The organism is Actinotignum sp. UMB0459 (assembly GCF_051905915.1).
GTDB classification, from domain to species: domain Bacteria; phylum Actinomycetota; class Actinomycetes; order Actinomycetales; family Actinomycetaceae; genus Actinotignum; species Actinotignum sanguinis.
The window spans coordinates 1-11,329 of sequence record NZ_JBQAIK010000007.1 but is presented as its reverse complement, the minus strand read 5'-3'; the positions used below and the strand labels follow the sequence as shown (position 1 = coordinate 11,329).

At 64.1% G+C, this 11,329-nt stretch carries 8 protein-coding genes; all 8 read right to left on the bottom strand.

The features are described 5' to 3' along the window. Positions 1–257: 257 nt before the first annotated feature. On the bottom strand, positions 258–917 hold the full coding sequence (locus ACTFPK_RS01665) for a hypothetical protein (protein ID WP_439910949.1): 660 nt from the start codon (positions 915–917) through the stop codon (positions 258–260). 2 nt (positions 918–919) lie between these two features. After that, positions 920–1,531, bottom strand: coding sequence for a hypothetical protein (locus tag ACTFPK_RS01660; protein ID WP_284906503.1), 612 nt, complete (start codon positions 1,529–1,531; stop codon positions 920–922). Continuing rightward, positions 1,524–2,321: an ABC transporter ATP-binding protein gene (locus tag ACTFPK_RS01655; protein WP_284906504.1), complete on the bottom strand. Its 798-nt coding sequence runs from the start codon at positions 2,319–2,321 to the stop codon at positions 1,524–1,526. The genes ACTFPK_RS01660 and ACTFPK_RS01655 overlap by 8 nt, the downstream gene beginning before the upstream one ends. Then, a complete protein-coding gene (locus tag ACTFPK_RS01650) occupies positions 2,314–3,369 on the bottom strand; it encodes a FecCD family ABC transporter permease (RefSeq protein ID WP_439910948.1) in 1,056 nt (351 codons plus the stop codon). Before ACTFPK_RS01650 ends, ACTFPK_RS01655 begins: the two co-directional genes overlap by 8 nt. Next, positions 3,353–4,507, bottom strand: coding sequence for an ABC transporter substrate-binding protein (locus ACTFPK_RS01645; RefSeq protein ID WP_284906506.1), 1,155 nt, complete (start codon positions 4,505–4,507; stop codon positions 3,353–3,355). The genes ACTFPK_RS01650 and ACTFPK_RS01645 overlap by 17 nt, the downstream gene beginning before the upstream one ends. 493 nt (positions 4,508–5,000) lie before the next feature. Further along, entirely contained in the window at positions 5,001–6,860 is a 1,860-nt protein-coding gene (locus ACTFPK_RS01640) for an ABC transporter ATP-binding protein (RefSeq protein ID WP_284906508.1), read from the bottom strand. Next, the gene (locus tag ACTFPK_RS01635) at positions 6,853–8,727 is read right to left on the bottom strand and encodes an ABC transporter ATP-binding protein (protein ID WP_439910947.1); all 1,875 of its coding nucleotides are present in this window, start codon (positions 8,725–8,727) and stop codon (positions 6,853–6,855) included. Before ACTFPK_RS01635 ends, ACTFPK_RS01640 begins: the two co-directional genes overlap by 8 nt. A 100-nt stretch (positions 8,728–8,827) precedes the next feature. Next, positions 8,828–11,329 (bottom strand): YhgE/Pip domain-containing protein (locus ACTFPK_RS01630; protein ID WP_439910946.1); only part of this gene is annotated, 2,502 nt, incomplete at its 5' end.

Here is an 11,329-nt window from a genome sequence, read left to right as displayed (position 1 = left end):
TTCACGTGTTTTTTTTTTTTTATTTGTTTTGTTTTTTTTTTGTGTGGGTGGTGTTTTTGTTTTTGTTTTTTTGGGTTTTTAGGGGGTGGGGGGGGCCCCAAAAACGCGGGCCCCCCCCCCCACTGCGTTCGGCTCAGCGCCGCGCATCGGCCGTCCATGCCGCGCGCCGGCGGCACCGGCACCGCTTGGCCCAGCTCAGTCCATGCCGTGAACCGGCGGCACCAGCACCGCCCGGCCCGGCTTCCGACCCGCCCGCGCTAATCCCCGAGCCACTCCAGCATGCGGTAGAGCAACTGGGTGGCGCCAGGCATGAAACCGGCCCCGTGGTGATAGGTGGCATCCATCGTAGATACCACCAGCTCGGCCGCGAACGTCACATTATCGTGGTAGAGCAGCATATTCGGGTTATCTGGAAGTGCCAGATAATACCCGCCCCAGGGATCAACGCCCGGCCCGGTTTGCTCCACCTGCGTGAGCACCACCAACGGCGTCGCCCCCGCCGGAGGCGCGAGCACCCCGTGATAATGCCAGTGGACGGCCTCATCGGAAAGATACTCCCAGAGCGGATGATCAGTGTTCACCGAACGCCGCCCCAGATCCTCACCCGTGCGCCAGGACCAGAAATTCGTGCCGCGCGGAGTCTCGGACGTCCCCGGTAGCCAGCTATCCACCTGGTTAATTCCGTCGATAAATACTTTTTTACCGGCCTGCCCCAGGAAGTCCAGCACCTGGCCGTGCTTCGCGGCCACCACACCCGGGTGATTGCGCGCGGCCAAGTAGACGGCGTCGAACTCCGAAAAATCTCCCGAATAGTCCGGCCAGTACACGGGGGTGACCGGGCGTGCCCGCACCGCGGGATCCTTCACGGTCGCGAGATGGAAAAACGAACCGGTGTGCACAAATGCTATTTTCTTCATCGTTACTTCTCCAGGTACTCGGTGATGGCGCGGCGCAGCCCGGCGGCGGACGTCCCCGGGAACGCGAAACCGCTGAGGTCGTTACCGTTGTGGACAATCACTTCGCCTTCGCCCAGCCGGTAGCTGACGTCCACCGGCAGCTTGCCGGGCCCGATTCCGGTGATCACCCGCGCGCCTGCGGGTAGATCCGATAGGAAGGAACGCGCGTAAAAACCGGCCACCCCGATCTCGCGTAATTCCTCGAAAGAATGCTTGCCGGGCACGCCGGTGCGCAGCAGCATATCGCGACGCTCAACACCCTCCCAGATCGGATGCGGCTCCACAGCGCTTAGCCACACATCATCCAACCCGTGAAATTCCATTTTCCGGTGGGTGGGTAGCCCGTCCACCCAGCGCCGCATCGGCAGGCCGTTGGCGAGCAGTTTCCCGCCCGCGCGCACCCAGTCGCTCAGGCGCTCGCGCTGCCGCTCTAAAAATACCTGGTCGGCGCCCATGGACACCACGATTCCGCGGTAATTACCCAGGTCAGTGCTGGGTAGCTCGTAGGTATCAATAAGGTCAGGTGGCGTGCTTGCGTCGCGCACCATATTCATAATCGTGAGGATATTACCCATCGTGGTCCTTTCTTTGCGAGGGCGGTGTGGAAGCGGAAGGGGCGGCGTCGTTCGCACTAAAATCCGGAACGACGACGCACTGTGAGCCACGGTCAACCGGAACATCACGAACCCGAATAGGCGTGCGGTAAAGCGAGCTCAGCCGTGCTTCGGTGAGTTGGCGTTCGGTGGCGCCAATGGAGAGGTCGTCAGCGTCCATGACGAGGGTGGTGCGCGAGGTCAGGAAGGCGTGCGCCGGATCGTGCGTGGTCATAATAATGGCCAGGCCCTCGGCCGCGAGCGTGCGAATAATTGTGAGGACACGGCGTTGATTGCGCAGGTCCAGCGCGGATGTCGGCTCGTCCAAAATGAGAGTGCTCGGGGTGGCGACCAGCGCGCGGGCAATGAGCGTGAGCTGGCGTTGCCCGCCGGAAAGCTCGGCGTACGTAGCCCCGCCCAGGTGCGCGATCCCCACCCGTTCGAGGGCCTCCCACGCGGCCTCGCTATCGGCGGCCGAGGGGCTGGCGAAAACTCGCATGGTGCGGGCCCGACCCATGAGGACCATGTCGTGCACGGTGAACTGGTGGTTTGCCGCGTGGGATTGCGGCACGTAGCCGATGGGCCCGTCCGAATGCACGGTGCCTTCCACCGGGGTGCGCACCCCCGCCAAACAGGTCAGCAGGGTGGTTTTTCCGCGCGCATTTGGCCCGAGCACCGTGAGTACTTCGCCGGGGCGGGCCTCCAGCTCCACCCCGCGAAACAGCCACGGCCCGCCGCGATAGTGGTGCCCAAGATTTTCTGCCTTAAGCAAGAGCCCGCCCCTTTCGCGCGCGCCGAATGAGCAACCCGATAAATACCGGGGCGCCGATCGTGGCGGTCAAAATTCCCACCGGTATTTCCACCGAGGTCGCATTGCGCGCAATTGTGTCAATAATGAGGAGATACATCCCGCCCATGAGGAAAGATTCCGGGATAACCACGCGATTATCGTGCCCGACCAGCAGGCGCACCAGATGCGGGATCACCAGGCCCACCCAGCCAATGATTCCGGCGGCGGCCACCGAAGCTGCGGTAAGGAGGGCGACGGCGAAAATACACACCCAGCGCATCGTACTCGGATTAATACCGAGAGCTCGGGCATCCTCATCGCCCAGCGAGAGCACATTAATACGCCAGCGCAACGCCACCACCACGATAAGCCCAATAATGACGGGAATAATAATGGTGGTGACTTTTGCCCACGACGCCGCAGCTAGTGAGCCCATGAGCCAGAAGGTAATCGAGGGGAGTTTACTGTACGGGTCGGCCACGTAGGTCATGAGGGAAACCATGGCGTTGAAGAACGCGGAAACCACCACGCCGGCCAGCACGATAGTGAGCGTGGCCGAATGGGAACGGATCCGCCCGATGAGCATCACGCAGACCACCGCGGAAAGCCCGAAAATGAAGGTGGATCCCATGAGGATGAAGCTCGAGGTGCCCACCAGAATCGCCAGCACCCCGCCGAACGCAGCCGCGGAGGAAACACCCACGATATCGGGCGAGACCAGCGGGTTGCGGAACAGGGACTGGAGCACCGCGCCGGAAACAGCCAGGCAACCGCCGAGCACGACGGCAAGAATGACTCGCGGGGCTCGAATTTGGTTAATAGCCACGAGGGCCGAGCGATCCACATCATCCGGACTCGAGAAGAGAATACGCACCACGTCCGGAGCGCTAATGGAGAGCTGACCCATGCCCATCGCCACCACCATCGCGCCGAGCAGCGCGATGGTGGTGATGACGAGCACCGCGAAGGCCGCGGTGCGGCGCCGGGCGATGGTGCTGACGGCCTTAGCGGGCTTAGCGAACAACGTCATAATTGGCGCTGCCGTTATTAATATCGGTGCGCAGAACCAGATCGATATCTTCGTCGGTGAGATCGTAGTTGTAGATCCACTTCGTCTTTTCGCGCATGAGCGCGGGCATGTCGACCTTAAATTCACCCGGGTAGGCGAGGGCCGCTACGTAATTCCAGTACAGCGGGGATTCGGCGCAGGGCACCTGCCAGCGGTACACCCCCAGCGGGGCGCGGTAGACACGCTTATTCTTAATCGCACTTACCTCGGATAGGCGCGGATCATTGTACAAATCATCAGGCACGGCTTTATCAAAAGCGGAGAGGAAAATAATTTCCGGGTCCCAGGCGAGGATCTGCTCCGGGGAGACAATCCCGTCCTGAACCACGTCGGAGGTGGCCATATTTTGAATACCGGCCACGTCAAAAACGTGCTGCCCGTAGCTCTTCTCTGTATTTGCGGACATCTTTTCGGCCGAGTAGCTCAGCTGCAAACCGCGCGGCTTGGGCTTGCCCAAAGCTGCGACCTGCTTGGAGATGGAATCCTGCTCGCTGTGCATATAGTCAATAAGCTGCGCGGCGCGATCTTCCTTGCCGAGGATTTCACCGAAAAGCTTGATCCAGGTTTCTAGGTTTTCCTGGGTGCCGTACTTGAGCCCGAGCACCGGAATGCCGGCCGACTCGATAGGCGTAATAAGATCCTCGCTGCGGTCACCCCACTGAATAAATACGTCGGGGTCCTGCGCCAGGATAGTTTCCATATTCGGGGTGAACTGGCGATCCGCAATCACCGGGGTGGTCACCGAGGCCGGGAAAATCTTTGAAATAATGCCCTGCTTATTGGCGACCAGTAGCGATTCATTAATGCCAACAATGCGATCCCAGGACCCGTCCACCGCAGCAATAATGGTGGGCGCGGGGATCACCGCGGAAGCGATCTTTTGCACGGGGCGCTTGACTTCCACTTGGTGGCCGCGCTGATCGGTTACGGTGAGTGGCCCGCTTGCGGCATCGTTCGCGGCAGGTGAGGCCGACGACGCAGCCGCGCTGGCACCGCTCGAACTGGTAGGTGATTCAGTAGAGGTGGACGATGCGGAACAGCTCGCCAGCAACCCGGCGCACAGCGCGCTCAAGGCAACGGTCATGACACGGCGTTTCACCAATGCTCCTTTGTTAGCGGCCGGGGCGTGAAACCGGCTCCCGACCTAGTGGTTAGGTGGCCCTAACTTTATGAAGTGGAGCGCGGGGTGTCAACAGTTATGTGGCGTGAAAATCCTTGTCAATGCTTGAAAATCCGGGGGTTGGTATGGGTATGCGTGGGGGCGGTGCTGCGGCGGAGCGGGGTGGGAGCTACTGGCCCAGCGCACTGAGCGGGAAAGTGATCACGCCCTCGCCAGCGGGCCCGGTTAGTCCCGTGCCGGTGATAACAGCGAGGAAAGCGGGTTCGCCGCGACAATTTCAGTGTCCATATCCTCAGTTTAGAGGTTGCGTTACAAAATGTAGAGTGCTTACGTTGCAAAATGTAGGGCTATTACGTTGCAATTTGTAGGTTCTCTACGTTGCAAAATGTAGGATTCAGGTCCGCGGGCCCGCAGCCAGGTGGCAAGGTTCCGCACCGCCTGGCTGCGAGCTTCGCGCCCGGGCTAGTCAGCGTTACTCTGCCGGGGCGCCCAGCTGCCAGCCGGCCGCGCGCCGTCGATCCTCCCAGAATTTCCGGTACAGTCCGCCGCTTTCCAGCAACTGTGCGTGGGTGCCCACTTCGCGCACGGTACCGCCCGCGTCGAGCACCACGATCTGGTCCGCACCCTGCACCGTTTCCAGCTTATGAGCAATTACCAGCACCGTTGCCTCCCGGCGCAGCTGCTGAATGCAGGCCCGGATAGCGGCGGTATTTTCCGGATCGAGGGCCGAGGTGGCCTCATCGAAAAGTACGATGGGAGCGTGTTTGAGGAGCGCCCGCGCGATGGAGACTCGCTGGCGTTCCCCGCCGGAAAGCATTCCGCCGCGCTCACCCACCGGGCTCTCCCAGCCGCCGGGGAGCCGCGCGGCAATATCGCTCACGCCTGCCATATCCGCCGCCGCCCGCACCTCGGCATCCGTGGCGCTTTCGCGGCCCACCCGGATATTCGCTTCGAGGGTGTCATCGTAGAGGTACACGTCCTGGAACACCATGGACAGCTGCGCCATGAGCTGCGCCGTCGTTTGATCACGCACATCCACGCCGCCGATTTTTACGCTGCCGCCGTCCACGTCCCAGAAGCGGCACATGAGGCGGAAGAGGGTGGATTTGCCCGCCCCGGACGGCCCCACGATCGCGGTGAGGGTGCCCGGCTGGGCCGTGAAACTCACGCCGTTCAGCACCGGGGTATCCGCGCGGTACCCGAAACGAACGTCCGTGAGGGCAACTTCGCCGGGCGTGGGAAGGGCGACGTCGCTGGCCGGCTCGCTGGGCACAGGTGCATCAAGCACCTCGTGCATGGATTCGAGCGGAGTGCGGGCCACCTCCGTTGCCATAACGAAAGAGGTGAAATCCTCCAGATTCCGCATGAAGCGCAGCGCTACCCCGAGGAAGGCGAGGGTGGCCGCCGGATTAAGAAGCCCGCCCGTGCACAGATGTACCGCGAGCGCGATGAGGCTAACCACCAGTAGCTGCGCGCCCACCCCGGAAAGGAGGTTCGCGGCGATTCCCAGCCACAGCGAACGGCGCTGGGCGGCGAGATTCGCCTTGACTGCGGTATGGAGCGGCGCGAACGTGGCGGCCTGGCCGGTGGCCCGCAGGATGGGCTGGCACCGGGCGTATTCCACGATCCGGTCCGCCAGGTCGCTTTCGGTGGCGCTGGTGGCCAGCTCGGAGCGGCGTCGTAATACCCGTGCCGCGGCGGCCAGCGCGCACAGCAGCGGGAAAGCAACCGTGAGGGCGAGCCCCAGCTGCCACTGCCAGATCCACATGCCCACTAGCAGCACCAGCGCCGCGGTGGCATTGCGAATAATCGGGGTGGTGAAATGGGCGATGCCCTGGCCGATAGCCATGAGTCCGTCCGTGACCAGGCGGGAGAGCGTGCCGGCCCAGCCGGAACGGAACCATCCCAGCGGTAGGCGGGAGAGCTGGTCGCCCAGTAGGCTCAGGCTGTGCCGGATCACGTCCATCGCGGCGGTGTAGGCCATCACCGCTTGGACGTAAGCGGTGAGTAGCCCGGTGACCGCGAGCGCGGCGAGTACGCTGATCCAGCCGCCCACACCGAGGCCGAGGGTGGGGGTGCCGGTAGACCAGGTCAGCGCCAGGGGCACCACGGTGAGCAGCGCGAGTCCTTCGATCATTCCGGACAGAATGACCAGGGCAATGGAGCGGCGGTAGTAGCCGTGGCCTTCCTCGGTGAGGACCGAGCCGTAGGCGTGCACGAGGAGCGGATCGGAGAAACGCCCGGCGTGCGTGTGCCCGGCGTGCCCGGTGCGCGTGTGCCCGCCGTACGTATTCGTAGCGGGGGAGTTGTGAGGATTCTTCGCGTTAGGCATCTTCGCGTCCTTCCATGAGCCGCACCCAGAAGGGATGCGTGGCTACGTCCTCCGGGGTACCCAGGGCGGATATCCGCCCCTGTTCCAAAATGCACACCTGATCCACCCCGAGCACCGATTCGGCGTGGTGGGCGATGACGAGCACGGTGCGCCCGGCCACCAGACGGTTGAGGGCGCTTTGGATTTCCGCTTCGCACTGCGGATCGGTGGCTACGGTCGCTTCATCCAAAATGAGCAGATCGGCGTCGGCCAGCAGCGCCCGCGCGATAGCCAGGCGCTGATATTGACCGCCGGACATCGCGGTATCTTCCCCGAGCACGGTGTCCAGCCCCGCGGGAAGGGCGCAGATATCCTCCCAAATATTGGCGGCGCGGGCCGCGTGCTCAATGGCGGCGTCGTCGGCATCGGGACGCGCGAGGCGAATGTTATCGCGCACGGACATGCGCAGCATTTGCGCGTCTTGCAGCACGAAAGCCACCCGCGCGTACAGGTCTTTTTCGGAGAGGGTGCGCAGGTCACGCCCGTCGAGGAGCACCCGCCCGCTATCCGGGTCGCGGAAACGCGCGAGCATGGTCGCCAGGGTGGATTTGCCCGAACCGGACGGGCCGAGCAGGGCAGTCACGGTGCCGCGGCGCAGCGTGAGGGAGACGCCGTCAAGGGCCTGGATGGTGCGCCCGGCGCGCGGATAGGAATAGCTAACCTTGTCGAACACCACGTGCGCGGGGGCGACGCCGCCCGCGGCCTCCCGGGTGAGTGCGGCTGCGGGGGCCTCGGATTCTTCGGCGAGGGCCTCTAACCGGGGCAGTTGCTCCACGCTCGTCACCTCGATAATGCGCAGCGCGGAATTACCGGCCAGCTGATAGGACCACATGCTGGTGGAGAGGGTGTCGAAGGTGAGCGGCACGATGAGGCCGATGAGGGAGCAGGCGATGACCTCGGGGAGGGTGGCGGCGCCGGCGGCCAGAATCAGCGAGCCGAGCCCCATATTGACCAGCAGCACCACCGGCGCGGAAATGAAGGACATGGCCAGCGCGGAGCCTTTCAGCATCGGGCCGCACCAGTCCCAGTAGAAATTCCCGAAATCATCGGCGGCGCGGGCGAAAGCGCGGTGTGCGTGGCCGACTTTCCCGAAGCTCTTGACCACCTGGATGCCTTCCACGAATTCCACCCCGCGCGCGGCGAGGTAGCCGAGCCGGTCATCCATCTCCGCGGTCTTTTCGCCCATATCCCGCATCATGAAAATCTGCGCCGCGAAATAGAAAGGCAGCGGGATGAGGGTGAGGAGCCCCAGTCGCCAATTCACGGTAAAGGCAAAAATGACGAGGGCCAGCGGGGTGGCCACCGCGGCCGTGGTTTCCACCGGGGCGTGCGCCACCAGGGTGTGCAGCGTGGTGGTGTCGGCCTGAATCGCCTTGCGGATCTGCCCCGAGCGCGCCCGGGAAAACCACGAGAGCGGCGCGCGCGAAATCTGCGCGATAATGCGCTCTTGGAGCAGGCCGCGGAGTTTGAGATCCGCGAAATGCGTGATGCTCAGCGCCAGGAAATAGAGGAAAAGCTGGGTGCAAAAAGCCCCGGCAAGGAGTTTGACATTCCAGCTGAGCGCCGCGTTATCTATCGGGGTTCCCGCGCGCCAGGCCGGCAGCAGAATGTCACCGATGCGCACCAGCGCAATAAAAGGCGCCACGGCCACGAGTGAGGAGCACACCGCCACGAAGCGGCCGAGCGCCAGGCGCGGGGCAATCGGTGCCATGAGTTCTTTGAGGGCGCGCTGTCCTTGCGCGCGTTTTTCTTTATACGTATCGACACGCGTGGCGGCACCGCAGTTCGGGGCGGTGCCGGCATCTGCGTGGGTGAGTTGAGCCGTCATCCCATTCCTCCGCGAACAGTAGGAGAGGTGCCCCGCGGGCGATCCGCGGAGCACCTCCATATTAGGCTCCCCTTACCTAGCGGTAAATAGGACTCAGAAATTACTGTGCAGTAGCGAGGGCCTCCTCATTTTTTGGTACGACGACGCCGCTACCGGCTTTCGCCTCCCGGGGCCGGGACGCGTCGGGATGGTCGGTGCGCCGTCTTGTGATGATGGCGGCGAGGACGGTGGCCAACACCGAGGCGGCGAACCACAACCCGAGCACACCCGCATAGGTACCGGTATCAATCGGGCCACCCGCAATCGCGGCCCGCAGCGCGTTAACGGTGTGAGTGACGGGCAGCAACGGGTGGACGGCCCGGAAGAAGCCCGGGGCGGTTTCCACCGGGTAGATGCCGCCAGCCGCTCCCAACTGGATCACGATCATGAGAAGCGCAATGAACCGCCCCGGGGCTCCGAAGAGCGCAATGAGGGCCTGGTTGATCGCGATATACACAAGTGAGGAGGTGATGCAGATAGCGAAGGTGGCACCCGGGTTGATGAGATCCACATTCCCGAAGAAGTGCAGTATCCCGACCAGCAGGCCCGCCTGCACTATTCCCATGAGTGCCCCGATAGCAACCGAACCGAGACCGAGCGTCAGCCCGGATACTCGCGCCGCCGTGAGGCGGCGCGAGAGAGGGGGCCTCATGAGGTAGAGGCCGATAGCGCCAACCCACATCGCCAGCGCGATGAAGTAGCAGGCGACTGCCGCACCGAAATCGCTGACGGGATGAGCGCGGGTGGTACTCAACTCCACCGGGGTGGCGCCCACCCGCTGCATCGTTTCCGATTCGCCCGGGGTGTAGACCGGGATTTTTTCCGCGCCTTCAGAGAGTTTCACTTCTAGAGTGGTGGCACCCTCGCGCAGGGTATGCAGGCCATCGCGCAGAGTTCCCTGGTTATTCGCAAGCGTGGTGGCGCCGCTGCTCACCTGGGCGGCCCCGCTGTGGGCGGCCCGCGCCCCGGCGGCTAGTTCGGGGGCGCGGTTGGCCAGTTCGCTACTTCCGGTGGCGAGAAGCGCGGTCCCGTCCGCGAGGCGGGTGGCTCCGGTGGCCGCCCGAGTACTTCCCGTGGCGAGAGTATCAAGCTGCTGGGCAAATTCCGTGGTGGCAGCAAGAGCTTGCTGGGCTCCCGCGGCGGCGCGCTCCGTGCCCGCGGCCAGCTGGGCGGCGCCGTCTTTGAGCTGTGCCGCTCCGGCGCTCGCGGCCTGCGCCCCGCTGGCAAGCGCGGTCAATCCGCCACTCTCGCCGCCCGCGTCAGGTCCAAGGCCCGCATCGGGCCCAAGGCCCGCGCCAGGCCCGCCGCCGACGAGGGTGGCGATTCCTCCCTGGAGCTGGGCGGATCCCTCAAGAAGGCGCGCGGTGCCGGCCTGCGCTTCGGAGAGTTTGGCTTTCACCACTTCCGGGGGCAGCACATCGTACATAGCGATAAGGGTGCTCAGACCGTCATCGAGGGTGCTCAGGCCGCCGGTAAGTTTCTCCGATCCGGCACTCAGCTGCTGCGCTCCGGCTAGGGCCTGGCTAGTACCCTTCGCCAGCGCGGCGTTCCCTTCCGCAACTTTCTGGCTGCCCGCGGCCAGATCGCGGCTACCGGCCGCCAAGGTATCGAGGCCCGCGGCGCTGCGCGTAGCTCCATCCCGGAGCTGGCCGGCCGCAAGGCTTGCAGCACTGGCCCCCTCGGCTACCCGGGATACTCCCTCGCTGAGGGCGCCCGCCCCGCCGGCGGCATCGCCCGCTCCTGCGGCGAGCTGAGCTGCGCCGTCGTTCAAACGCCCCGCGCCGGCAGCCACGGTTTCCGTTCCGGTGGCGAGGCGCCCGGCACCCTCGGCCAGTTCGCCGGCCCCAGCCGTGAGTCGGGTTGCGCCGCGGCTAGCATCGCGCAGCCCGGCACCCAGCTCTCCGGCCCCGCCTGCCGCGGCGCGGAGCTGCTCGCTCAACGTCCCGAAGGAGAGATAGATGCCGTCAAGGTATTCGGCTGACACCTCCTCCGAAACCGCCGCCGTGGCGGTGGAGGCGATGACGCGTCCCACATTGCCGACAATATAGTTAAGGGCATCGTCGGTGACGAAGGAAAGCCGGGCGCGGGTGGCAGCGCCCGGGCCGCGCGCCACCGAGGTAGCATCGTTGGAAAACGACGCCGGAATACTGAGCACCGCGTAGACCTGGCCATTTGCAAGTTTCTGGGTGGCTTCCGCGGCCGAGTATTCCCGCCACTGGAAGTTCTGGCGTTCCTCGGTTTCCAGGAGCTTGGCGGTGATCGTTGCGCCTAGATTCACCTCGGATCCATCCAGTTGTGTGCCGCGGTCTTCGTTCACAATCGCGGCCGGGATCTCACTGAGGTTGCCGAGGGGGTCATCGTAGGCGCCGGTGAGAATCAGCGCGTAGATCATGGGAATAATGGCGAGCCCGAACATGATAATCGCCGGGCGGATGCGCTCCCGCCAGCTACGGGAAGGGGCAGGCTGCGTGATCTGCTGCGCGAGCGGCTGCGAAGTTGGTGCTGTTTCGGTGGCGGCGCGCGGCGTGCCGGGCTGCGCGGTGGTGCTTCGTGATTTGCTCAT

Bases quoted from the DNA above. Each gene is read 5' to 3' on its own strand.
- ACTFPK_RS01665 (WP_439910949.1), bottom strand. From the start codon at position 917: ATGAAGAAAATAGCATTTGTGCACACCGGTTCGTTTTTCCATCTCGCG.
- ACTFPK_RS01660 (WP_284906503.1), bottom strand. From the start codon at position 1,531: ATGGGTAATATCCTCACGATTATGAATATGGTGCGCGACGCAAGCACG.
- ACTFPK_RS01650 (WP_439910948.1), bottom strand. From the start codon at position 3,369: ATGACGTTGTTCGCTAAGCCCGCTAAGGCCGTCAGCACCATCGCCCGG.
- ACTFPK_RS01640 (WP_284906508.1), bottom strand. From the start codon at position 6,860: ATGCCTAACGCGAAGAATCCTCACAACTCCCCCGCTACGAATACGTAC.
- ACTFPK_RS01635 (WP_439910947.1), bottom strand. From the start codon at position 8,727: ATGACGGCTCAACTCACCCACGCAGATGCCGGCACCGCCCCGAACTGC.